This is a genomic window from Brevundimonas sp., assembly GCF_965279155.1.
Taxonomy (GTDB): domain Bacteria; phylum Pseudomonadota; class Alphaproteobacteria; order Caulobacterales; family Caulobacteraceae; genus Brevundimonas.
The window spans coordinates 2451648-2474228 of sequence record NZ_OZ257138.1 but is presented as its reverse complement, the minus strand read 5'-3'; the positions used below and the strand labels follow the sequence as shown (position 1 = coordinate 2474228).

Below are 22581 nucleotides of genomic sequence, written 5' to 3'. Positions count from 1 at the left end.
CGGCGTCTGATCGGCCGCGTCGTCGCCATCATGGCGCGGTTCGACTTTGGTCGAAATTAGACCAATGGCCAATGGCATCACACCTATGGAGGCGGAAAGGTTTTGTCAGGGACGCACGCGTTAGACGGGCGAGGGAGGAATTTTCACCATGATCAAGACCAGCCTTATGGCCGGCGCCGCCGCAGCCGCGCTTCTCGTCACGCCGGGCGCCGCCCTGGCCCAGAGCAGCCAGTCGACGCTGGAGGCCCGCATCGCCCAGCTCGAAAGCGAGCTGAACGCCCTGAAATCCGAAGTCGTCGCCTCGCGCAGCCAGCAGGCCGCGCAACAGCAGGACATCATCCGCCTAGAGACCCGTCCGGCCGCGCCTGCGCCCGTGCAGCAGGCCGCCGCCCCGGCCGCGCCCAGCGACGGCTTCCGCATCGGCAACCAGACGGTCAAATACGGCGGCTTCATCAAGGTCGACGCCTACGCCTCGAACTATTCCGGCGGCGACCCGGTCAACGGCGACGCGCTTCGTGAATTCCACATTCCCGGCTCCATCCCCATCGGCGGCGCCGATGAGGATACGGCGACCGATTTCAACGCCCGTCAGACCCGGTTCTGGCTGACGACCGACGGCCTGATCGGCGGCCACAAGGTCGGCACCCGACTGGAGATGGACTTCCAGACCCTGCCCGGCGTTGCGGACCAGCGCACGACCAGCCCGGCGGACCTGGCCCTGCGTCGCGCCTTCATCACCATCGATAACTGGCTGATCGGCCAGGAGTGGACCAACTTCCAGAACACGGCCGTCCTGCCTGAATCCGCCGACTTCATCGGCGCGGCGGAAGGCACCGTCTTCGCCCGTCAGGTCCAGGTCCGCTATACGCGCGGTCCCTTCTCGGTCTCGGTCGAAAACCCCGAGACGACGGTGACCCCGTTCGGCGGCGGCGCACGCATCATCGCCGACGACAACAGCCTGCCGGACTTCACCGCCCGCTATGCGGTGTCCCGGCCGTGGGGCGACTTCCAGTTCGCGGGCCTGCTGCGCCAGCTGAAATACCAGAACCCGGCGACCAACATCGACACCACCGCGACCGGCTGGGGTGTGTCCGCCTCGACCAAGATCAAGGTCGGGTCCAAGGACGACATCCGCCTGATGCTGACCGGCGGCGAGGGTATCGGCCGCTATGTCGGTCTGAACTTCTCCAACGACGCCGTGCTGGACGCCTCGGGCGAGCTGGACGCGATCGGCGTGGTCGCGGGCTTCGCCGCCTACCGCCACGTCTGGGCGCCCGGCTGGCGGTCCAGCCTGATCTGGTCGGCGCAGAAGGTGGACAACGACACCGGCTTTACCGGCCTGGCCGTCAACCGTTCGGCGCAAAGCATCCATGCCAACTTGATCTGGTCGCCCGTTACGGCGTTTGATGTCGGGGCCGAGCTGATGTTCGCAGACCGCGAGATCGAGACCGGCGCCAGCGGCGACATGACCCGTCTGATCCTGTTCGCCAAATACGGATTCTGATTTGATGCCGGAGACGTCTCGCGTGCCTGATCCCGACCTCTATCCCGTCCCTGCCGACTGGGCCGACAAGGCCCATCTGAACCGGGAGGCCTATGAGGCGGCGCGGATCGCGGCGCGCGAGACGCCCGACGCCTATTGGGCCGAACAGGCCAAACGCCTCGACTGGATCAAGGCCCCGACCAAGATCAAGGACGTCTCCTTCAGGAAGGAAGACTTCCGCATCCGCTGGTTCGAGGACGGGGTGCTGAACGTCTCGGCTGAGTGCATCGACCGCCACCTGCCTCATCGCAAGGACGAGACGGCGATCATCTGGGAAGGCGACGATCCCGCCGACAGCCGCCACATCACCTTCGGCGAACTGCACGCCGAGGTGTGCCGCATGGCCAATGTGCTGAAGGCGCACGGGGCGAAAAAGGGCGACCGGATCACCCTGTATCTGCCCATGATCCCCGAGGCCGCCTACGCCATGCTGGCCTGCGCGCGCATCGGCGCCGTTCACTCGGTGGTGTTCGGCGGCTTCTCGCCCGACAGCCTGTGCGGCCGGATCGAGGACTGCGGCTCCAACCTGGTCATCACCGCCGACGAGGGTCTGCGTGGCGGCAAACATGTGCCGCTGAAGGCCAATGTCGATGAGGCCCTGACGAAGGTGAAGGTCGATACCGTCCTGGTCGTGCGCCGCACCGGCCACGACGTGCCGATGATCGAGGGCCGCGACTTCGACTATGGCCTGGAAGCCGCCAAGGTCGACGACGACTGCCCGCCCGAGCCGATGAACGCCGAGGACCCGCTGTTCATCCTCTACACCTCCGGTTCGACCGGAAAGCCCAAGGGCGTGCTGCACACCACGGGCGGCTATCTGTTCTGGGCCGCCTGGACGCACGAAATCGTCTTCGACTATCGCCCCGGCGAGGTCTTCTGGTGCACCGCCGACGTGGGCTGGGTCACGGGGCATTCCTACATGGTCTATGGACCGCTCGCGAATGCGGCGACGACCCTGATGTTCGAGGGGGTGCCCAACTATCCCGACGCCGGCCGGTTCTGGCAGGTGGTGGACAAGCACAAGGTCGAAATCTTCTACACCGCCCCCACCGCCCTGCGCGCCCTGATGCGCGAAGGCGATGCGCCGGTGAAGGCGTCCTCGCGCGCCTCGCTGCGCCTGCTCGGCACGGTGGGCGAGCCGATCAATCCTGAGGCCTGGCGCTGGTATCACGAGGTGGTCGGCGACAGCCGCTGCCCCATCGCGGACACCTGGTGGCAGACCGAGACGGGCGGCCATCTGATCACCCCCCTGCCCGGCGCCACCGACCTGAAGCCCGGCTCGGCGACCCTGCCCCTGCCGGGCGTCGAGCTTGAAATCGTGGACGCCGAGGGCCAGCCGATGGAGGGCGCCGCGTCCGGCAATCTGTGCATCACCGACAGCTGGCCGGGCCAGATGCGCACCGTCTATGGCGACGACCAGCGCTTCTTCGACACCTATTTCTCGACCTATCCCGGCCGCTATTTCACCGGCGACGGCTGCCGTCGCGACGAGGACGGCTATTACTGGATCACCGGCCGGGTGGACGACGTGATCAATGTGTCCGGCCACCGGATGGGCACGGCCGAGGTCGAGAGCGCGCTTGTGCTGCACGACGTCGTCGCCGAGGCGGCGGTCGTCGGCTACCCCCACGACATCAAGGGCCAAGGCATCTATGCCTATGTCACGCTGAACAACGGGGTGGAGCCGACCGAGGACCTGCGCAAGGCCCTGGTCGCCCACGTCCGCCACGAGATCGGCCCCATCGCGGCGCCCGACGTGATCCAGTGGGCGCCGGGCCTGCCCAAGACCCGCTCGGGCAAGATTATGCGCCGCATCCTGCGCAAGATCGCCGAGAACGAGATCGGGTCATTGGGCGACACCTCGACCCTGGCCGACCCGTCGGTCGTGGACGACCTGGTGAAGAACCGCGCCGGAGCGGAATAGAAGCAAAGGGTTCAATGCGGCGCCGGCTGAGCCTATCTGTGCGTCAGCCTGTCGCAGCCTGAGCCGTCCATGCCCCGTTTCCTGTCCCGCCTGCCCATCGACGGCTATCTGCTGTCCCTGATCGGGATGGTGATCCTGGCGGCGCTGCTGCCCGCCAGCGGACAGGCCGCCGTGGTCATGGATTGGGTGGTCAAGGCGGCCATCGCCCTGCTGTTCTTCCTGTATGGCGCGCGGATGTCGCCAGCGGCCATCGGCGCGGGCCTGATGCACTGGCGGCTTCAGGGCACGGTCTTCCTGTCGACCTTCCTGCTGTTTCCGCTGCTGGGGCTGGGTCTGGTCTTGCTGATGCGGGAATCGCTTCAGCCCGATCTGCTGACGGGGATGCTGTATCTGTGCCTGCTGCCGTCCACGGTGCAGTCGTCCATCGCCTTCACCTCCATTGCCGGCGGCAATGTCGCGGGCGCCCTGACCAGCGCCAGCCTGTCGAACCTGCTGGGCGTGATCGTGACGCCGCTGCTGGTCGCCCTGATGATCGGCGGGGCTGGCGGCGGCATCCACCTGCAATCCATCCTCGACATCGGCCTGCAGATCCTGGTCCCGTTCGCCGTGGGCCAGTTGTGCCGGCCGCTGCTGAAGGACTGGCTGGGTCGTCACGCCAGGCTGACCGGCCTGGTCGATCGCGGCTCCATCCTGCTGATCGTCTATGCCGCCTTTAGCGAGGGCGTCGTCGCCGGCGTCTGGTCCCAGGTGGCGCCTATGGACCTGGCCAAGGTCATCGGCCTGAACATCGTGCTGCTGGCCGTCGTGCTGGGCCTGACCCTTTTCGCGGGGCGTGCGCTGAAGTTCGACCGCCCCGACCGGATCGTCATCCTGTTCTGCGGCTCCAAGAAGAGCATGGCCACCGGCATCCCCATGGCCGGCATCCTGTTCGCCGGTCACGCGGTCCCGCTGATCGTCCTGCCGATCATGCTGTTCCACCAGATCCAGCTGTTCGCCTGCACCATCATCGCCCAGCGCTATGCGCGAGAGAATGAAGCACGCGCCTTGAGCCCCATCTTACCTTGAGACATGGCCTCCCTTGAGATAGACCGCCCTCAGGCCATCGCGGGCATGATGTAGTGGTAGCCTGGCAGCTTCCCATGCTGCTCGTGCGGGTTCGATTCCCGCTGCCCGCTCCAGCCTGTTGGCGAAGGCGCGACAATGCCGCCGCGCCTCCTTCCCGTTCTCAGCTCGCGGCTTCGACCGTCACGCCGCGCTTTTGCAGGATGGCCTGGACGCTGTCTTCGCCGGTCAGGTGTCCGGCGCCCACGGCGATGAAGGCGGTTCCCGAGCCTTCGAGCATCGTCTGGATCTGGTCAGCCCAGTCGGTGTTCCGGTCGACCAGCAGCGCCTGATACAGGGCCGGCGAAGCCGTCTTCATCTCCTCGACCATGACGCGGTCCAGGGTGGCGACGTCGCCCTTGGCCCAGGCCTCGACCATGGTGTCCAGCATGGTGACGGCGTTCTCGTAATCCTTCAGCGTCTCGCGCAGGAAGGCCATCTGCACGTCGTCGGGCAGGTTGGCCAGGATGCCGATCTGCTTGTCGATGGTCTCGAATGCGTGGATCGGCTTGCCGGCCGCCTCGGCGCGCGCCTTCAGCACCAGTTCGACGCCGGACTTGGGATCATAGCCGGCCTTGACCAGGGGGGCGACCGACAGGCTGAGCGCCGCCAGCCAGGGTTTCATCGGCTGAAGCTGGGCGACGGAGGCGCCCATGGCCTGGGCGGCGGCCTCCAGTTCGACGTTCTCCTCGGGCGTCAGACGGCTGGAGAGAGGCGTGTCCAGCGACAGGCCGTGCTGCTGGATCAGCGGCATGACAGCGGCCTGGTCGTCGGGATTGCTGATCTCGAACCAGATGTCCGAGGCGCTGTCGAAGGCGGCCTCGACGCGGGGGCTGGCCCAGCCGGTCGTGGGGCGCAGGACGTGGACCGAGCCGAACAGATACAGGGTCGAATCCGCATCCTTGATCACCCACAGGGCGGGGCCTTCGCCCTGGATGGGCGCCGCGTCAGCGGGGGCCGCCGTCTGGGCCAGGGCGTCGGCCGGAACCCCGGCGATGGCGACGAACAGGGCCAGGCCGCCGGCGACGCCGAGCGCGCCGCGCGCGAGGGTGGAAACGGAGGATCGGAGGCGAGCAGCGAGGGTCATGAGGTCACTCTTGTCTTTGGAAAATATGTGGAAACGAAATGGTCAGGCCAAGCCGCGACGGGCGCTGATCCAGATGGAGACGCCCAGATAGAGCGTCATCAGCACGGCGTAGATGTCCCAGGCGGTAATCGCCGGCGCGGCGCCCAGACGCTCGGCGGCGGCCCACATGAAGAGGACCAGCTGGCCGGCGAAGAAGGTGACGGCGGCGGCCTCCATCACGGCGCGACGCAGCAGTTCGTCGGCCTGGCGATAGACGCGCACGTTCATCACCGTGTGCAGCACCACCAGCAGGCCGATGGCGCCGAGGCCGAGTACGGGACTGACGCCCGTCAGGCTGAATGCGATCGGCAGGGTCAGGATGATGCCAGAAAAGCCCATGACCGCCGCCTGGAACCGGGCCAGGGCGGTTTCCTCGGGCGAGGCGGCGCCTTCCAGATTGTACATCCGGCCCAGGCGTTTGGCGTCCAGGCTGACGTAAAGCGCCCAGAGAGCGCCCAGGATCAGGGCGGCGCCGACCAGCATGGCCAGCATGTCCGACCAGCGTATGGCCTTGTCCATCAGGCCGAACCCGCCCGGCGCGACCTTGGCCAGCCAGCCGCCGACGCCGTAGCCGATCACGCCGAACAGGGCGCCGAAGGCAAAGGCGCGGACCCAGCGGGGCCACGAGGCGGGAGAGAGTGAGCGAGACTTCATTTCGTCGGCTCCTGGTCGTCGGAAAAGATGGATTCGATGGGCTGGCCGAAGACGCGCGCGATCTTGAAGGCCAGCGGCAGGGACGGGTCGTAGCGCCCGGTCTCCAGCGCGTTCACGGTCTGGCGCGACACGCCCAGGTGTTCGGCCAGCTGCGCCTGGCTCCAGTCGCGCTCGGCGCGCAGGACCTTGAGACGATTGTTCATGGCTCAGCCCCGCATCCGCGCCAGCCACCACCAGCCCCAGACGACGGTGTAGCCGATCAGCATGGGGGCGATCATCAAGGCGGCGCCGGCGGACATATAGTCGACGGGGGAGCCGCCCGATCCGACGTGGCGGGCGATGATGTCGCGCCAGGGTCCTGCGGAGGACAGGATCAGGCCTACGCCGCTGACGCACATGCCGGCCGTGCCGCCCCAGTACCAGGCGGCCTTGTGGGCCTCGCGCGCGGCCTCGTCGATCACCCGCATCCATTCGGCGCCGACCCAGAGGGCGCCCGCCATGATGGCGGCGGCGAAGACGCCGGTCACGATCAGCTCACCAAGCTCGGAGGTGATCCAGCCCGAGTTGGAAGCGTAGCCGACCGCAATGCCGCCCAGAAGGGCGAACAGCAGCCCGCCGCCGAACGTGATCACCGTCGCCTTGATTACCGGCCGCCACTTACGCATCAGTCAACACCCCTTGTCCAATTGACAAGCTACATTGACATCACGACGCAGCGCCTGTCAAGCGCCCTTTCCACAAAAAGACGCTCTACTCCGACTTGGACGAGGCGATCAGCTCCGGGCGAGCGATGACGCGCGGCGCCGTCTCCACCGGCGTCAGGTCCGGCAGGGCCTTGCCTTCGTGGTCCACCTGTAGGTCCTCGAACCGGCGGGCCGAGACCATGACCTGGCTCTCCAGCGAACCGACGAACTGGTTGTACTTGCCCACGGCCTGATCCAGGGCGCGGCCGACGGCCGAGGCGTGGCCGCCCATGACCGACAGCCGCTTGTAAAGCTCGCGGCCCAAGGCGGCGACCTTGTCGGCGTTGGCCGCCTGTTCTTCCGCCCGCCAGCCATAGGCGACGGCCTTGCACAGGGCGAACAGGGTCGAGGGGGTGACGATGACGACGCGCGACGCCATCGCCTGGGTCATCAGGTCCGGCTCGTGGTCCAGGGCGGTGACCAGGAAGGCGTCGCCCGGCACGAACAGGACGACGAAATCCGGGCTGGGCTTGAACTGGTCCTGATAGGCCTTGGACGACAGCTGGCGGACGTGGGTCTTCAGGCTGGCGGCGGTGCGCAGGCCGACCGAACGGGCGCGCGCCTCCTCGTCGCCGTCGCCCTCGTCAAAGGCCAGGGGCACCTTTGCGTCGATCACGAACATGCCGCCGCCGGGCAGGCGGACGATGAAGTCGGGTCGGTTCTGGCGACCCTCGTCGTCGGCGCTGGAGGTCTGTTCGGTGAAATCGAACCGGCCGGCCATGCCGGCGGCCTCCAGCACGTTTCGGCAGGTCTGCTCGCCCCAACGCCCGCGCCGGCCGGTGTTGCCGCGCAGGGCCTCGGTCAGCTTGCGGGCTTCGTCCCGCGTCGCCGAGGACGCCGCCATCAGCTGGGTCAGTTGTTCGCGCAGGCCGCCGGTCTCTTCGGAGCGGGTCTTTTCCAGCGCGGCGACATGTTCCTGGAACTTGGTCAGGGTGTCGGCGACGGGCTTGAGCTGGGCCGCCATCCGCTCTCGCGCCAGCTGGTCCTGGGCGCGGAAGGTCTCGGTCGCGCGGCTGACCATCTGGTCCGCCACCACCTGGGCCGACTGCGCCGCCTGGGCCTTGAGCAGTTCGCCCATGGTGACGCGGCTTTCCTCGACCAGGTCGATGCGCGCCTCGGCGGCCGCCAGCGCGCCCTGCGTCCTCTGCCAGCCCATGAAGGCCCACAGGAAGCCGCCCGCGAAGGCGGCGGCGAGAACGGCGAGGATGGGCACGAGCATGTTCATGCTCCGTTCCTAGCGGGAGTCGCCTTGCTTGAGAAGCGCCAGGGCATGGTCAGGAACGCGGCGGTTCCGATGACGTTGGTTTGGCTGACGATATCCACGGAGGAGAGACGCCGATGATCCCGCAAGAGCCCGAACGCCACGACAAGGCCGCCGACGCCGTCCATGAGGGCCGTCCTGTAGACGCCGAACTGGTGCGCAGCGGACGTAAAGGTCCACGCATCCTGGTGCTGCTGGTGGTCTCGACGCTGGCGGCGGCGGTCCTGCTGCTGGGGATCTGGATGGTTTCGAACGGCGGCTTCAACGCCCAAAATGACGAAACGGGGCCGACCGCAGCGGACACTCGCGACTTTGCAGGCGACAGCCAGACGCCGCCTGCGGCTGATGCGCCCACAGACGCGACGGGCCGGGCTGAGCCTGTTCCGACCGGTGAAGCGCCGAACGTCAACGCGCCGACGACGCCGTCGAACTGATCGGCTTCAGGCGGGGCGGCGGGCCTTCAGGGCCTGGACGATAGTGCCGTCGTCCAACCAGTCCAGGTCGCCTCCGACCGGCACGCCGCGCGCCAGGGAGGTGACCTCTACCTCCGGCCCGCCGATCCGCTCGGCAACGTAGTGGGCGGTGGTCTGGCCGTCGACGGTGGCCGGCAGGGCCAGGACGACCTCGCGCACGCCGCCGCCGCGCACACGCCCGACCAGTTCGGTGATGCGCAGATGCTCTGGGCCGACGCCGTCCAGAGCGGACAGCAGCCCGCCCAGCACATGGTATTTACCGCGGAAAGCGCCGGATCGCTCCATCGCCCATAGGGCGCCGGCCTCCTCGACCACGCAGATCAGGCCGTTGTCGCGCGCGCCGTCCGAACAGATGGCGCAGGGGTCGCGCGTGTCGGGCGTGCCGCACACCGAACAGGACACGACCTTTTCCGCCGTCTCGGCCAGAGACGCCGCCAGCGGCACAAGCAGTTGCTCGCGCCGCTTCAGCAAGGCCAGGGCCGCACGCCGGGCGGAGCGCGGACCCAGGCCCGGAAGCTTGGCGAGAAGGGAGATCAGCCGTTCGATCTCCGGCCCGGCGGAGGCGGCCATCAGAACAGTTTCGGCATTCCGGGAATGTTCATCCCGGCCATCGGCCCGGCGGCTTCGCGCATCAGGGCGTTGTTCTGTTCATCCAGCTTACGCTTGGCGTCGGCGTGGGCGGCGACGATCAGGTCGGCCAGAATCTCGCCCTCTCCGGGCGCCAGCAGGCTGTCGTCAATTCTGATCGCGGTGATCTCGCCCGGCCCCTTGAGGGACACCGAGACAAGCCCGCCGCCCGAGGAGCCCTCGGCGGACGTTTCGGCCATCTTGGCCTGGGCGTCCTGCAGCTTTTGCTGCATCGCCTGGGCCTGCTGCATCAGTTGTGTCAGGTCTTTCATGCTCCCTAGATAGGGGCAAGACGGCCGGTGCGACAGGGGGTTTTGCGCCACGCCCACCGCAAACGAAGAAGGGCGGCCCGTCGGGGCCGCCCTTTTGTCGTCCTGGCGTCGCCGTCGCGATCAGTGGTTGGCCGGCGCCGTGCTGGTCGCGGCAGGCGGAGCGGCCGGCGTGGCCTGGGCTGCGGCGGGCGCGCCCTCGGCCGGGGTCGTGCCGGTCGCTTCGGTCGCCGCAGCGCCTTCAGTCACCGGGGCCTCAGCGCCGGCGGCAGGCGCCGCCGCGCCGGGCTGACGGGTCGGATCCGGCGCCGGGATGGCGAAGCCGCCCGAGCCCTGCGTGCGCAGCCAGGCGATCAGGTTGATGCGCGTCTGGGTGTCGCGGATGCCGGCGAAGGACATCTTGGTGCCCGGCACATATTTGGCCGGCGAGGTGATGAAGCTGTTCAGCTGGTCAAAGCCCCAGGTCGGCGCCTCGGCCTTGTGCTTGGTCATGGCGTCGGAATAGGCGAAGCCCGGACGGTGCTCGACCGGACCGCCGACCACGCCCCACAGGTTGGGACCGATCTTGTCGGCGCCGCCCTGGTGCGCATCGTGGCAGGCTTGGCAGCGCGCGAAGGCAGCCTCGCCGGCGGCGAGATCGGCCGTCGGCAGGACCGTGCCCCAGTCGGGCGCCAGTTCGGGCGCTTCACCGCCGGCGGCCTCTTCAGGCGCATCGACGAAATAGCCCATCTTTTCCGGCGGTTCGGAATGATAGACGAGGCCCGAAGCCTGCTGGACGACCAGGATGACGAAGGCCGTCCCCAGAGCCGCACCGAAAATCTTGTTCCACTTAAGATCGCCGCTCATGCGCCTGGTCGAATCCCTCTGACGGCCGGGCCCCTCGAAAACACGCCCCGGACATAATCTTGCTTTGGCGTCTCTGGCACGGTAGCGCCGCCTTCGCAACCAGCCCGGCACGCGGCGGGCAAGACAGGCGTCAGGGAAGTCGATGAATCCGTTGATAATGATACCCGCTCGCATGGCGGCGACCCGCCTGCCGAACAAGCCGCTGGCCCTGATCGGCGACACGCCGATGATCGTGCGCGCCTATCGCCAGGCCGAGGCCTCGGGCCTGCCGGTCGTGGTCGCCGCCGGCGATCCCGAGATCGTCGAGGCGGTCGAGGCGGCGGGCGGCCGCGCCATATTGACCGACCCGGCCCTGCCTTCGGGTTCGGACCGGATCCGCGCCGCCGTGGACGCCATAGACCCGGAGGGCGATTTCGACGCGGTCATCAACGTCCAGGGCGACATGCCGTTCGCCAGCCCGGGCTTAGCCGTCGCCTGCGCCGCCATCCTGCATGGCGAACCGGCGTGCGACATCGCCACCCTGGTCGCGGCCGAGGCCGAGACGTCGGACCGGACCAACCCCGATGTGGTCAAGGCGGTGTTGGCCCTTGGAGAAAATGAGCGTCAGGGCCGCGCCCTCTATTTCACCCGCTCGACCCTGTATGGCGATGCCTCCATCTGGCGGCACATCGGCGTCTATGGCTATCGCCGCGAGGCCCTGAACCGCTTCTGCGCCGCGCCGCAATCGCCGCTGGAAAAGCGCGAGAAGCTGGAGCAGTTGCGCGCCCTGGAGATGGGGATGCAGATCTGGGCCGCCGTCATCGACGAAGCGCCCCTGTCGGTGGACAATCCGGCGGACCTGGAGGCGGCGCGGCGGTTGGCGTGAGTGCGAAGTTGCACTCCTAGAAAATGGTGCAATGGAGTGCAATTACGACGGAGATAGCTGTTTTTATTGTAGAATTTAGTTGCGCCAAATTGCACTGGTGCAACTTTCGCTAGCGGCTTCGTTGCGCGACGATGTCAAAGACCCGGCGGCGATTATAGGCCGGGTCAGACCCGTGTATGGCAGACGGTCGATGCTAAACCACAAGCTGTTGAAATGCGGCAGGTTCGTTGTCTTAGATAGGATGGAGACGGATTTCTCCCTCCCCCTGCGGGGGAGGGTGGCCGAGCGGAGCGAGGTCGGGTGGGGGCGGCAAGGCGACGCTTCACCGATCTGTCCTGCGTCAAACAAGTGCGGCCCTGCTGGGCCGCCCCCACCCGGTCGCTGCGCGACCACCCTCCCCCGCAGGGGGGAGGGAGAGGCTTTGTCTAAGCCTCCTCGACCCACGCCCTGATCAAACTGTGGGCGATGGCGAAGGGGGGCGGGGCCTGGATGGCCGCGTGTTCGCCGGCCAGCACCGCGCGCGCCTCAGCCCGGGTCAGCCAGGCGACCGATTCCAGCTCGGTCTGGTCGGGTCGGGCCTGATCGTCCGAGACCTCGGCGATCAGGCCGATCATCAGTTGCGACGGAAAGGGCCAAGGCTGGCTGGAGTGATAGGCGGTGGCGATCACGGTCAGGCCGGCCTCTTCCTTGACCTCTCTGGCGCAGGCCTCCTCGATCGACTCGCCGGGCTCCAGGAAACCGGCCAAGGCCGACATCCGCCCCTCGGGCCAGGCCGCCTGGCGACCCAGCAGGCAGATCGGCTCCGGTCCGCCCTTGTAGACCGGCAGCATGATGGTGACCGGATCGACGCGCGGGAAATGCTCGGTCCCGCAGGCGGGGCAGCGGCGCTTCCAGCCCCCCGACGCGGTTTCGGTCAGCGTGCCGCAGTTGGCGCAGAAACCGTGCCTGCGCCGCCAGTCGAACAGGCTCTTGGCCCCGCCCGCCATGGCCGCATCCGCCGCAGGCAGGACCGCCACCGCCGCCCGCAACTCATGAAAGGCGCCGACGCCGGCCAGCGGCCCGTCGGTCGGATCAATGGAGCCCTCGAACTCGATGGCGAAGATGGGTTCGTCGTTCCACAGGCCCAGGAACGCCTCGCGGTCCCGCACCAGGGTGCGCGCATGGCTCATCGCCAGCCAGGTCAGGCGCGGCCCCTCGGCCGTCTCTGCGATCAGGGGCCGCCCTTCCCACAGGACCATGGCCTGGGCGTAGGGCTTGCCTGCCTGCTCGGCCAGCCATTCGGGATCGTTGCGCAGGTCGCCGGCCCGATCGAGCGGATTGCCGGCGAAGGTGTTCTGATAGGCCATGCGGGTTTGTAGCCCTTGATTCCGACCGCCGCACCCGTCATATCTCCGCTCGGAGATCGCGGGCGAAGGTTTCGCCAATCTGGTCAGGGCCGGAAGGCAGCAGCCACAACGAATTCCCCTTCGGGTCGCGGTCTCTACTTCTCTCTTTGTTGGTGCGGTACGCTCGCGACGCGGTCGCTCGCTGCTTGAGCGCGTTTGTGCGCCCTAGCGTCCTTCGTTAGCCGTGACTTAGACAACGCGGTTGTGAGAAACCACAACTTCTGCGAACGTCGCCTTATGAAACCTTCGTGGCTTCTCGGATTGTTGGGCTTGTGCGCCTGCGGATCGGCGCCTGCGGAATCGCGCCCGCAGGTGACCGAGTTCAGGCTGTACCGAACGATGGGATGTTACGAGACCGCCCTTCAGACAAATGGCGCGCAGATCGATCTCAACCCTGACGGCACAGTCGAGATTTCGACATGGAACGGACAACAGGCGTCACGAACATCTTCGGAGGAGATCGGTCGCCGTCTTTATGAATTTGGCCTCGACCTCAAAAATCCGATCTACGTGGAGCCAAAGGCGTCCAATCGTTACATGGACGTGGTTGAAATCGTTAAAGACTTGCAGGCGCGCGGTTACAAGCACGTGCGATTGATGAACCTGCCGGCGTGACCGCGCTTCAGCGTCGCGTTTTCGATCCTGGATAATCCAGCCTTTTCGGTGAACGCCCGCTTCGCCGCAGACCTTACCCGCTGTAAGACTTCACCCCATGACGGACAGCGACACGAATCTCGACGGCCCGCCTTGGGAAGAGGACGAGGTCGTCCAGCGCGACGAGAACACCGACGACATGTTCGGCGCGCCCGCTGCGGCGCTTGAGCCGGTCGCGGCGCCCGTTGCTGCGCCTGCCGTCTCCAAGCCCGCCCATGCCGATGTCGAGGCCCATGTGGACGACGGGGCGGCCTATCAGGTGCTGGCGCGCAAATACCGGCCGCGCACATTCGAGGATCTGATCGGACAGGAGGCGATGGTTCGCACCCTGACCAACGCCTTCGCCACCGGCCGGATCGCCCACGCCTTCATGCTGACCGGGGTGCGGGGCGTCGGCAAAACGACCACCGCCCGCCTCTTGGCCCGCGCCCTGAACAACGAGACCGACGTCATCGACCGGCCGTCCCTGACCCTGACCGCCCACGGTCGGCATGACGCCGCCATCATGGCCGGCCAGCACATGGACGTGATGGAGATGGACGCGGCGTCGCACACCGGCGTCAACGACATCCGCGACATTCTGGAGAGCGTCCGCTATGCGCCCGTCGAGGCGCGCTACAAGGTCTATGTGCTGGACGAGGTCCATATGCTGTCGACGCAGGCGTTCAACGCCCTGTTGAAGACGCTGGAGGAGCCGCCGCCCCACGCCAAATTCATCTTCGCCACCACCGAAATCCGCAAGGTGCCGGTGACGATCCTGAGCCGTTGCCAGAGGTTCGACCTGCGCCGGGTCGAGCCGGAGATTTTGGTCGAGCACCTGGGCCGGATCGCCGACCGCGAGGGCATGAAGATCGAGACCGACGCCCTGGCGCTGATTTCGCGCGCGGCGGAAGGGTCGGTGCGCGACGGCCTGTCGCTGCTGGATCAGGCTCTGGTTCAGGCCGAGAGCGGTCAAATGGTCAAGACCGAGACCGTGCGCGACATGCTGGGTCTGGCGGACCGGACCCAGACCATCGCCCTGTTCGAAAGCGTCATGGCCGGCCGCACGCCCGAGGCGTTGGAGAGTTTTCGCACCCTGTACGGCTTCGGCGCCGATCCGGTGCAGGTGACCAACGACCTGCTGGAGCATTGCCACGCGGCGTCGGTCGCCAAGATGCTGGGTCCGAACGCGACGCGGTTGCCGAACGACCAGGCGCAGAAGCTGGCGGCCCTGGGCGCGGCCATTCCGGCGGCGACCCTATCGCGCACCTGGCAGATGCTGTTGAAGGCGCTGGACGAGGTGCGGCGCGCGCCCAATCCGGCCGATGCGGTCGAGATGGCCATCGTGCGCCTGGCCTATGCCGCCGACCTGCCGGGGCCGGAGGAGGCGTTGAAGCGGCTCCAGTCGGGCGAACCGCTGGGCGGCGGATCGGCCCCGCGCGGCGGTGGTGGTGGAGGCGGCGGCGGAACGTCGGCGCAACTGGCGGCGCGGCCGGTGATGGCCCCGGCCCTGCCCGACCCGCAGACCTTCGAACAGGTCGTCGCCCTGATCGGCGAGAAGCGCGAGGTCGGGCTTCAGATGGACGTGGAACGGTATGTGAAGCCGGTCTCGTTCAAGCCCGGCGCTATCGTCTATGAAAGCGTTCAGGGCGCGCCCATCGAACTGGCGCGCAAACTGTCCGCCCGCCTGCGCGAATGGACCGGCCGCACCTGGCTGATCGCCGCCAACGGCCAGGGCGGCGCCGAGACGGTCATCGAACTTCAGAAAAAGGCCCGCGCCACCGAACGCGCCGAGGTCGAGGCCAACCCCTTCATCAAGGCGGTGATGCTGGCCTTCCCCGGCGCCAAGCTGGGCGAGATCAAGACCATCGCCCCGACCGTGGTCACCCCGGAAATCCCCGACGTGGACGACGACGAGGACTGAGGCGCGCCCCCTACCGCGGCGCGCGCTTGGCGAGGATGCGTTGCAGGGTGCGGCGGTGCATGCCCAGGCGGCGGGCGGTTTCCGAGACATTGTGGTCGCACAGCTCGTAGACGCGCTGAATATGTTCCCAGCGGACCCGGTCGGCGCTCATGGGGTTTTCGGGCGGCTCGGGCGAATCGCCTGTGGCCAGCAAGGCCTTGACCACGTCGTCGGCGTCGGCGGGCTTGGACAGATAGTCGACGGCGCCGGCCTTGACCGCCGCGACCGCCGTGGCGATGGCGCCGTAGCCGGTCAGCATGACGATGCGGGCGTCCTCGCGCTTTTCACGCACGGCCTCGACGACCTTCAGGCCGTTGCCGTCCTCCAGCCGCATGTCCAGCACGGCGAAGGCCGGCGCCTTATCGCGCAGAAGCTGGGTCGCCTCGGCGACGGACTCGGCGGTGGTCACCTGAAAGCCGCGCGCCTCCAGCGCGCGACCCATGCGGGTGCGCAGGGCCTGATCGTCGTCCAGCAGCAGCAGGGACTTGTCGGGCAGGGCGGCGATGCGGGCTTCTAGTTCGGACATTCGGTTCTCTCCTGCCGCTTCAAGTCGTGACGGGTAGCGTGTGGGTCAAGGCCAAGGTTTCGCCTGCGACGGTTAGACCCATTTGGCTCACGCCGCGACCTCCAGCGCCGGGCGCGCCCAACGCACCGCCACGCGGGCGCCGCGCGGCGAACCCTTGGCGTCGGACTGCGCCAGCCCCTGCCCCACGCTGACCGATCCGCCAGTGCGTTCCAGCAGGGTGCGGGCGATGAAGAAGCCCAGGCCCATGCCGCCCTGGCTGGGGGCGATGGGCGCCTCTGCGGTCGCGCGGCGCTTGGACGGGCGGGCGGCGGCGGCGATCTGGGCGGCCAGGGCCTGACGCGCCTTGCCCTGGGGCCGGCTGGTCACATAGGGCTCGCCCAGTCTGGGCAGGATATCGCTGGCGAAGCCAGGACCGTCGTCGAGGATGTCGATCTCGATCCAGCCGGCGTCAACCACGGCCTGGACGCGCACGGTGGTCGCAGCGAAGTCGGCGGCGTTCTCCACCAGGGTGGACAGGCCGTGGACCACCTCGGGCAGGCGGCGCACGCGCGGCGCGGGCTGGCCCGGCGGCGTCTTGACCAGCACCTCGAACGCAAGGTCGAAGCCGCGGTGGGGTTCGACCACCTCTTCCAGCAGGGCCTTCAGCGACACATCGGCATAGAGGGCGTCGTCGCCCTCGGGCTGTTGCGACAGCTGGGTCAGGATGCCCCGGCACCGTTCGGCCTGCTGCAGGATCAGGGCGGCATCCTCTGCCGCATCGCTGTCGGGGGCCGAGGCGCGTTGCAGCTCCTTGGCCACGACCTGAATGGTCGCCAGCGGCGTGCCCAGCTCGTGCGCCGCCGCCGCCGCCAGACCGCCCAGGGCCGCCAGCCGTTGCTCGCGTTGCAGCACGTCCTGGGTCGTGGCCAGGGCCAGTTCCAGCTTCTCCGCATCGGCCGCCACCCGCCAGGCGTATCCGGCGGTAAAGACCACCCCGGTCACCAGGGCCATGGCCATGCCAAGCCGATACAGGGTCGGCAGGTGGAAATCCTCGTACGGGCGCCACGGCAGGGGCTCGGACCAGAAGAACAGCACCCCGACCGCGATCAGGGCCAGCACGCCCAGCATCAGGGCCTGACGTGCCGGAAGGGCGGCCGCCGCGATGGTCACGGGCGCGACCAGCAAGAGGCAGAAGGGGTTTTCCAGCCCTCCAGTCAGCGCCAGCAACACGCCCAGCTGGAAGATGTCGAAGCCCAGGTGGATCGCGGTCTGACGCCCATCCGGCAGACTGGCCTCCAGCCGCCGCACTCGCGCCATGGCCCCGACGTTCACCGCAGCGCTGATGGCGATGACGATCAGGCAGGGCCAGAGCGGCAGGGGAAAGTGCAGACCCTGATACGCCGTCAGGATCGCTGCGCTTTGCCCCACGATGGTCAGCCAGCGCAGCACGATCAGGGTTCGCAGCGAAAAGCCCCGCCCGCGACGCGGCGCGTCGCTCCAGCCGTTCAACGGTTCGGAATATGATGCGCCGTGCGGCGCATTGCGGGCTTCTGTCGAGGTCACACCGCTTCTATAGACCGATCAGATCCGTTTCGTGAGAGGCCGTCATGCCGCGTCGTTCCATCCTGCTGTTCGCGGGCGCCTGTATCGCCATCGCCGTGGCCCTGGCCATCATCACCGTCGTGGTGGTGAGCGGACGCACGCCGGCGTCGAACGGCGCCGAGGTCACATCGACCGGCCAGCCGCTGGTCGGCGGCGACTTCCAACTGGTCAATCAGGACGGACAACCGGTCGATCAGACGATGCTGAACGGCAAATGGAGCCTGGTCTTCTTCGGCTTCACCTACTGTCCCGAGTTCTGCCCCACCACCCTGGCGGAAATGGCCGTCGTGCAGCAGCGGCTGGGCGAAAAGGCCAAGGATCTGCAGATCGTCTTCGTCAGCATAGATCCCCAGCGCGACACGCCCCAGGCGCTGAAGGACTATCTGTCGTCGGACGGGTTTCCCAAGGGGACCATCGGCCTGACGGGCACGCCGGAACAGGTGGCGACGGCGGCCAAGGCTTACCGCGCCTTCTACGAGAAGGTCGGCGAGGGCGAGGCCTATACGATGAACCACTCCCTGACCGTCTATCTGATGGGGCCGGACGGCAAGTTCCGCACCGCCGTCGCCTATGGGATGGGGCCGGACAAGACGACCAAGATCATCGAGGATGCGATCGCGCGGGGCTGAAAGAGCGGGATAAGGGCTATTCCGCTGCCTCATAATCCTTTTGCAGGGTGATGCATTATATGTTGCCCTGCACAAACGGCGATGGGCCGTAACGGATCGTCATGCTCTACGCATTTCATGAACTCGCCTACCAATCGGCCCTGCCGTTCCGGGTCGGCGCCCAGATGGCGCGGAACTTCTGGACCTCGCCCTTCAATCCGGCGTCGGACACCGCGATCGGGCGCACGGCCTACGCCTCGGCCGAGCTGTTCGAGAGCGTCACCCGGCGATACGGCAAGCCGGACTGGAAGCTGGAGACCCTGGAGATCGGCGGCAAGACCGTCCGCACCACCGAACAGGTGATCTGGCAGAGCCCGTGGTGTCGCCTGGTCCGGTTCGCGCGAAACATCGGCGACCTGAAACGCGCGGGCAAACCCGTCGCCGCGCCCGCCGTCCTGATCGTGGCCCCTCTGTCGGGTCACTACGCCACCCTGCTGCGCGGCACGGTCGAGGGCTTCCTTCAGGACCACGACGTCTATGTCACCGACTGGATCAACGCCCGCCAGGTGCCGGTGCTGGAGGGTCGGTTCGACTTCTTCGACTATATCGACCACGTCCGCATGATGCTGGCCGAGATCGGCGGCCGCGCCCATGTCGTCGGCGTGTGCCAGCCCGGCCCGCCGGTCCTGGCGGCCGGCGCGGTGATGGCCGAGGACGGCGACGAGAACCGCCCCCTGTCCATGACCTTCATGGGCTCGCCCATCGATGCGCGTCTGTCGCCGACCGTGACCAACCAGCTGGCGGAGGAAAAGCCCTTCACCTGGTTCAAGTCGAACATGATCCACACCGTGCCCCTGCCCTATTCGGGGTTCGGACGGCGGGTCTATCCGGGCTTCGTCCAGCTCTACAGCTTCATGTCGATGAACGGGGCGCGCCACCGCGACGCGCACTGGGACTATTTCAACAGCCTGATCGACGGGGACGGCGACGGGGTCGACAAGCACGAAGAGTTTTATGACGAATATCTGTCGGTGCTGGACCTGACCGAGGAGTTCTATCTCCAGACCATCGACATCGTATTCCAGCAGCATCTGTTGGCGCGGGGCCTGTTGGAGCATCGCGGGCGCAAGGTCGATCTGACCAAGATCACCGACATCGGCCTGATGACCGTCGAGGGCGAGAAGGACGACATCTCGGGCGTCGGCCAGACGCAAGCCGCGCACGGCCTGTGCCCCAACATCCCCGAGGACCGCCGCGTGCTCTATGTCCAGCCGGGCGTGGGCCACTACGGCGTGTTCAACGGCCGTCGCTTCCGTGACGAGATCTATCCCCGCGTCCGCGATTTCATCGCCCAGAACGAGGCCATCGGTGGCGTACCGCAACGATCAGCGGCTGCCGCTTGACGAAGGGGGCGGGCCTGGTCCCGTCCTGAGACTGTCCGTCAATCCGCGTGCGCGGCGCCTGTCGGTGCGGATCGATGCGCGCGCCGGCGAGGCCGTGGTCATCGCTCCGACCGAGCGCGGCCTGACCCAGGCCGTCGCCTTCGCCCGAACCAAGGCCGTCTGGATCAGCCAACGGCTGGCGGTGCAGCCCAAGGGCCGGCCGCTGGAGCCGGGTCAGGTCATCTCCCTGCGCGGTCGCCCCGTTCGGCTGGAGGCCGTGCCCGGCGCCGGGGCCGCACGCCTGGTCGAGGATGGCGCTGTCATCCGTTCGGGCGGCGAGGGCGAGGCTTATGCGCGGCGTGTCGAGAACCTGCTGAAGCGCGAGGCGCGCGACACCCTGCTGGAACGCACCGACCACCACCTGCGCGCTCTGGGCCAAAAGCCGGTGAAGATGTCGATCGCCGACACCCGGTCGCGCTGGGGCTCGTGCAGCCCGCACAACCGCACCATCCGCTATTCCTGGCGCGTCATCATGGCCCCGCCCCCGGTCATCGACTACCTTGCCGCCCACGAGGTCGCCCACCTGGTCCACGCCGATCACAGCCCGGCCTACTGGTCCGTGGTCGAGCGTCTGGTCGGGGATCACAAGCCGTGGCGCAAATGGCTGAAGGACTACGGCGGCGCGCTGCACGCCGTGGGGCGCTAGGCGACGACAGTTTCCTCCCCATAAAATGGGGAGGGGGACCGCGCGTAGCGTGGTGGAGGGGCTCTTGAAGTCCCACAGACGCCTGTGATGCGGTGAAGACCCCCTCCGTCACGGCGCAAGAGCGCCGCGCCACCTCCCCATGAAATGGGGAGGAGACGGGATCATCAGAAGAACAGGGCGTCGCCCCTGCGTTCAGGCGGCTGGCGGCCTTCCGGTTGTTGATTCGGCGTATCACGCGGCGCCGGCTGAGGCGCATTCGGACGCATCATCGGCTGTTTCGGCGACGGCTGCTGAACCTGCGCCTCCGGGTCTTCGACATAGGGCTCGCCCAGCAACGGATCGACGGGTTCGACCGGCAGGCCGTTCTGATCCAGGCCGCTCATCAGGTCGCCGACCGGATCGGGCGCGACCCAGCCCTCGGGCATGGCCGGACCGTCGGGGATGCGCGGCGCGTTCAGGCGCGGCAGGGCCGCCTCCATGAAGCCCTTCCAGATGGCGGCGGGCGACGAGCCGCCGGTCACGCCGCGCATGGCGGTGTTGTCGTCCTTGCCGACCCAGACGGCGGTGACGAAGCCGCCGGTGTAGCCGACGAACCAGGCGTCCTTGTAGTCCGAGGTCGTGCCGGTCTTGCCCGCCAAATCGCGTCCCGAGATCGCCGCCGAACGGCCCGAGCCGCTGGAGACCACGCCCCGCAGCATCTGGTTCATGTAATACAGCGACGGATTGTTGATCGCCTGGCCGCTCTGCCCCGACTGGCGCTGATAGATGACGCGGCCCTGGGGCGTGCGGATGCGGCTGATCCCATAGGCGTCCACGCGGCGGCCGCCGTTGGCGAAGGCGTCATAGGCGGTGGCCATCTCCAGCGGCGAGACCTCGACGGCGCCCAGGGCCATGGCCGGCTCCAGCCCGATGCGGCTTTCGATGCCCAGGCGACGCGCGGCGCGGGCCACGCTGTCGCGACCGACCTGATCGGCGACATAGGCGGCGACCGTATTGGTGGACTGGGCCACGGCCTGGGCCAGGGTCATGTTGCCGCTGAATGTCCCGGAATAGTTGCGGGGTGACCAGTTGCCGATGGTGATCGGCTGATCGACCACCGGGGTCTGGGGCGTATAGCCGGCCTCGACCGCCGCCAGATAGACGAAGGGTTTGAAGGCCGAACCCGCCTGGCGTTTCGCATCGACGGCGCGGTTGAACTGGCTGTCGGCATAGGAGGCGCCGCCGATCATGGCGCGCACCCGCCCGTCGCCGTCCAGCGCGACCAGGGCCGCCTGCTGCACGCCCTTGCCTTCGTCGCGGTCCAGGATGCGGCGCACCGACCGCTCGGCCGAGGTCTGCAGCGTCAGGTCAAGCGTCGTCTCGACCACCATGTCCTCGGTCGGTTCGCCGACCAGGCTGCGGATCGACTTGTCCAGCCAGTCGATGAAATACTGGGCGTGTTGGGTCGCCAGTGTGCGCGAGACGATGACCGGCTGGGTCACGGCCTGTTCGCGCTGGGCGGCGGTGATGACGCCGGCCTCTTCCATCTCGTTCAGGACGACGGTGGCGCGGGCGGCGGCGCGCTCGCTCTCGGACACCGGGGAATAGCGCGACGGCGCCTTCAGCAGGCCCGCCAGAAGCGCGGCCTCGCCCACAGTCAGGTTCTTGGCCGACTTGTCGAAATAGCGTTGCGACGCCGCCTCGATCCCGTAGGCGCCGGCGCCGAAATAGACCCGGTTCAGATACAGGGCCAGTATCTCCTTCTTGGAGAATTTCATCTCCAGCCAGACGGCCAGCATCAGCTCCTGCACCTTGCGGCGCATGTTCTGGTCGGGCGTCAGGAACAGGTTCTTGGCCAGCTGCTGTGTCAGGGTCGAACCGCCCTGAACCACGCGGCCGGCGCGCATGTTCGTCACCATGGCGCGGGCCATGCCGATGGGGTCGAAGCCGGGGTGGTTGTAGAAGCGACGGTCCTCGATGGCGATGAAGGCCGCCGGCACATAGTCGGGCAGGCTGTCGAGATCGGCGGGCGGCGCCATCTGCGTCCCGCGCGTGGCGATCAGGGCGCCGTTGCGGTCCAGATAGGTGATCGAGGGCTGGCGATCGACCTGGTACAGGCTGGAGGTGTCCGGCAGGCCGCGCGCGAAGACGGCGAAGAAGACGACCAGGAAGATCAGCCCCCAGACCGCCAGCACCGCGCTCCAGTAAAACAGCCGTTGCCAGGCCGACCGGCGAGGCTTGCCCTGCGCCTGTTGTCCGCCCACGTTACCTGGACCCGCCATGACTATCCTTCAGATGCCGCGCTGGGCGGGTTTTCGTTCATCGGCTGTGTATCGCGTATGAACGCCCGCCGAAACGGTCCCGCCGACTTCACGGGATCGTGAGC

General features: G+C 67.6%; 22 protein-coding genes, 1 tRNA gene and 1 other RNA gene. 12 read left to right on the top strand and 12 right to left on the bottom strand.

Going from position 1 to position 22581, the window contains the following annotated elements:
• The first annotated feature begins 148 nt into the window (after nt 1-148).
• The 4 genes from ACQY72_RS11840 to ACQY72_RS11825 all read left to right on the top strand — a co-directional run bounded on the left by ACQY72_RS11840 (nt 149) and on the right by ACQY72_RS11825 (nt 4645).
• Entirely contained in the window at nt 149-1504 is a 1356-nt protein-coding gene (locus ACQY72_RS11840; RefSeq protein WP_428153769.1) for a DcaP family trimeric outer membrane transporter, read from the top strand.
• Between the two features lie 4 nt (nt 1505-1508).
• Nucleotides 1509-3467 (top strand): acetate--CoA ligase, encoded by a 1959-nt coding sequence (gene acs / locus ACQY72_RS11835; RefSeq protein WP_428153768.1) that lies wholly within the window; start codon nt 1509-1511, stop codon nt 3465-3467.
• 69 nt (nt 3468-3536) lie between these two features.
• On the top strand, nt 3537-4532 hold the full coding sequence (locus ACQY72_RS11830; RefSeq protein WP_428153766.1) for a bile acid:sodium symporter family protein: 996 nt from the start codon (nt 3537-3539) through the stop codon (nt 4530-4532).
• A gap of 39 nt (nt 4533-4571) precedes the next feature.
• A tRNA-Gly gene (locus ACQY72_RS11825) sits at nt 4572-4645 on the top strand.
• A gap of 47 nt (nt 4646-4692) precedes the next feature.
• Here the strand turns inward: ACQY72_RS11825 and ACQY72_RS11820 are convergent.
• From ACQY72_RS11820 to ACQY72_RS11800, 5 genes are all read right to left on the bottom strand, one after another.
• The gene (locus ACQY72_RS11820) at nt 4693-5655 is read right to left on the bottom strand and encodes a TraB/GumN family protein (protein ID WP_428153765.1); all 963 of its coding nucleotides are present in this window, start codon (nt 5653-5655) and stop codon (nt 4693-4695) included.
• A 42-nt stretch (nt 5656-5697) separates the two neighbouring features.
• Nucleotides 5698-6348 (bottom strand): hypothetical protein, encoded by a 651-nt coding sequence (locus tag ACQY72_RS11815; protein WP_428153763.1) that lies wholly within the window; start codon nt 6346-6348, stop codon nt 5698-5700.
• Nucleotides 6345-6551: a helix-turn-helix transcriptional regulator gene (locus ACQY72_RS11810; protein ID WP_039244055.1), complete on the bottom strand. Its 207-nt coding sequence runs from the start codon at nt 6549-6551 to the stop codon at nt 6345-6347. The genes ACQY72_RS11815 and ACQY72_RS11810 overlap by 4 nt, the downstream gene beginning before the upstream one ends.
• 3 nt (nt 6552-6554) lie before the next feature.
• Complete coding sequence (locus tag ACQY72_RS11805) at nt 6555-7013, bottom strand: hypothetical protein (RefSeq protein ID WP_428153762.1); 459 nt, start codon at nt 7011-7013, stop codon at nt 6555-6557.
• Nucleotides 7014-7098: 85 nt separating this feature from the next.
• Nucleotides 7099-8316 (bottom strand): DNA recombination protein RmuC, encoded by a 1218-nt coding sequence (locus tag ACQY72_RS11800; protein ID WP_428153760.1) that lies wholly within the window; start codon nt 8314-8316, stop codon nt 7099-7101.
• Nucleotides 8317-8429: 113 nt separating this feature from the next.
• Between ACQY72_RS11800 and ACQY72_RS11795 the strand changes: the two genes are divergently transcribed.
• Nucleotides 8430-8786, top strand: coding sequence for a hypothetical protein (locus ACQY72_RS11795; RefSeq protein ID WP_428153759.1), 357 nt, complete (start codon nt 8430-8432; stop codon nt 8784-8786).
• Between the two features lie 6 nt (nt 8787-8792).
• Here the strand turns inward: ACQY72_RS11795 and recR are convergent, their stop codons facing one another.
• The 3 genes from recR to ACQY72_RS11780 form a co-directional block, all read right to left on the bottom strand.
• Nucleotides 8793-9395, bottom strand: a complete 603-nt coding sequence (gene recR, locus ACQY72_RS11790) for a recombination mediator RecR (RefSeq protein ID WP_159846808.1) — start codon at nt 9393-9395, stop codon at nt 8793-8795.
• Nucleotides 9395-9724 carry a YbaB/EbfC family nucleoid-associated protein gene (locus ACQY72_RS11785; protein WP_428153757.1) on the bottom strand — a complete coding sequence of 110 codons (330 nt, stop codon included), beginning with the start codon at nt 9722-9724 and terminating at the stop codon, nt 9395-9397. Before ACQY72_RS11785 ends, recR begins: the two co-directional genes overlap by 1 nt.
• Nucleotides 9725-9844: 120 nt before the next feature.
• On the bottom strand, nt 9845-10567 hold the full coding sequence (locus ACQY72_RS11780; RefSeq protein WP_428153755.1) for a c-type cytochrome: 723 nt from the start codon (nt 10565-10567) through the stop codon (nt 9845-9847).
• Between the two features lie 142 nt (nt 10568-10709).
• On the opposite strand from ACQY72_RS11780, the gene ACQY72_RS11775 reads away from it, so the two are divergent.
• Nucleotides 10710-11432: a 3-deoxy-manno-octulosonate cytidylyltransferase gene (locus ACQY72_RS11775; protein ID WP_428153753.1), complete on the top strand. Its 723-nt coding sequence runs from the start codon at nt 10710-10712 to the stop codon at nt 11430-11432.
• Nucleotides 11433-11857: 425 nt separating this feature from the next.
• On the opposite strand, the gene nudC is transcribed toward ACQY72_RS11775, so the two are convergent.
• Nucleotides 11858-12778 (bottom strand): NAD(+) diphosphatase, encoded by a 921-nt coding sequence (nudC, locus tag ACQY72_RS11770; protein WP_428153752.1) that lies wholly within the window; start codon nt 12776-12778, stop codon nt 11858-11860.
• Nucleotides 12779-12826: 48 nt separating this feature from the next.
• On the opposite strand from nudC, the gene ffs reads away from it, so the two are divergent.
• From ffs to ACQY72_RS11755, 3 genes are all read left to right on the top strand, one after another.
• Nucleotides 12827-12920: signal recognition particle sRNA small type (gene ffs, locus ACQY72_RS11765), an RNA gene on the top strand.
• 209 nt (nt 12921-13129) lie between these two features.
• Entirely contained in the window at nt 13130-13432 is a 303-nt protein-coding gene (locus ACQY72_RS11760; protein ID WP_428153751.1) for a biopolymer transporter ExbD, read from the top strand.
• A gap of 97 nt (nt 13433-13529) precedes the next feature.
• Complete coding sequence (locus ACQY72_RS11755) at nt 13530-15374, top strand: DNA polymerase III subunit gamma/tau (protein WP_428153750.1); 1845 nt, start codon at nt 13530-13532, stop codon at nt 15372-15374.
• 10 nt (nt 15375-15384) lie between these two features.
• Here ACQY72_RS11755 and ACQY72_RS11750 read toward each other — a convergent pair whose 3' ends face one another.
• Together ACQY72_RS11750 and ACQY72_RS11745 are read right to left on the bottom strand one after the other, a co-directional pair.
• Complete coding sequence (locus tag ACQY72_RS11750; protein WP_135194551.1) at nt 15385-15939, bottom strand: ActR/PrrA/RegA family redox response regulator transcription factor; 555 nt, start codon at nt 15937-15939, stop codon at nt 15385-15387.
• A gap of 87 nt (nt 15940-16026) precedes the next feature.
• A complete protein-coding gene (locus ACQY72_RS11745; RefSeq protein WP_428153748.1) occupies nt 16027-17481 on the bottom strand; it encodes an ActS/PrrB/RegB family redox-sensitive histidine kinase in 1455 nt (484 codons plus the stop codon).
• A 44-nt stretch (nt 17482-17525) separates the two neighbouring features.
• Here ACQY72_RS11745 and ACQY72_RS11740 point away from each other — a divergent pair, with 44 nt between their 5' ends.
• The 3 genes from ACQY72_RS11740 (at nt 17526) to ACQY72_RS11730 (ending at nt 20216) form a co-directional block, all read left to right on the top strand.
• Complete coding sequence (locus tag ACQY72_RS11740; protein ID WP_428153746.1) at nt 17526-18149, top strand: SCO family protein; 624 nt, start codon at nt 17526-17528, stop codon at nt 18147-18149.
• Nucleotides 18150-18250: 101 nt separating this feature from the next.
• Entirely contained in the window at nt 18251-19531 is a 1281-nt protein-coding gene (locus tag ACQY72_RS11735) for a polyhydroxyalkanoate depolymerase (RefSeq protein ID WP_428153745.1), read from the top strand.
• The gene (locus tag ACQY72_RS11730) at nt 19497-20216 is read left to right on the top strand and encodes a M48 family metallopeptidase (RefSeq protein ID WP_428153744.1); all 720 of its coding nucleotides are present in this window, start codon (nt 19497-19499) and stop codon (nt 20214-20216) included. Before ACQY72_RS11735 ends, ACQY72_RS11730 begins: the two co-directional genes overlap by 35 nt.
• 164 nt (nt 20217-20380) lie before the next feature.
• Here ACQY72_RS11730 and ACQY72_RS11725 read toward each other — a convergent pair whose 3' ends face one another.
• Nucleotides 20381-22477, bottom strand: a complete 2097-nt coding sequence (locus ACQY72_RS11725) for a PBP1A family penicillin-binding protein (protein WP_428153743.1) — start codon at nt 22475-22477, stop codon at nt 20381-20383.
• Between the last annotated feature and the right edge of the window lie 104 nt (nt 22478-22581).